This is a genomic window from Actinomadura rugatobispora (genome assembly GCF_042656285.1).
Lineage (GTDB): Bacteria > Actinomycetota > Actinomycetes > Streptosporangiales > Streptosporangiaceae > Spirillospora > Spirillospora rugatobispora.
On sequence record NZ_JBHSON010000314.1, the window covers coordinates 1 to 555 of the forward strand.

The 555-nt window shown below is 51.0% G+C and carries 1 protein-coding gene and 1 pseudogene; both read left to right on the forward strand.

Annotated features, from left to right (window positions below; all coding sequences use genetic code 11):
* A partial coding sequence (gene rimM / locus ACFPZN_RS56565) for a ribosome maturation factor RimM (RefSeq protein ID WP_378293766.1) occupies positions 1 to 343 on the forward strand: 343 nt, incomplete at its 5' end.
* A 31-nt stretch (positions 344 to 374) separates the two neighbouring features.
* Positions 375 to 555, forward strand: a pseudogene (locus ACFPZN_RS56570) (tRNA (guanosine(37)-N1)-methyltransferase TrmD); the annotation flags it as partial.

The following is a 555-nucleotide window of genomic DNA, read 5'->3' on the forward strand; positions in this document are numbered from 1 at the left end:
CATCATCATCAAGCTGAAAGGCATTGACGATCGTGATGCCGCGAATGCGCTGACTAATTGTGAAATTGTCGTGGATTCGTCGCAGTTGCCACAGCTGGAAGAGGGTGACTACTACTGGAAAGACCTTATGGGTTGCCAGGTAGTGACCACTGAAGGCTACAGCCTGGGGAAAGTCATCGACATGATGGAAACCGGGTCAAATGACGTTCTCGTCATTAAGGCAAACCTGAAAGATGCATTTGGCATCAAGGAGCGGTTGGTTCCGTTCCTCGATGGACAGGTTATCAAGAAAGTCGATCTCGCTACTCAAACCATTGAAGTAGATTGGGATCCTGGTTTTTAAATTCTCCGGATAAACGGTAAAAGACGGCGCTATGTGGATTGGCATAATTAGCCTGTTTCCTGAAATGTTCCGCGCGATTACCGATTACGGGGTAACTGGCCGGGCAGTAAAGAATGGCCTGCTGAGCATCGAAAGCTGGAGTCCTCGCGACTTCACGCATGACCGGCACCGTACCGTGGACGATCGTCCTTACGGCGGCGGACCGGGGATGC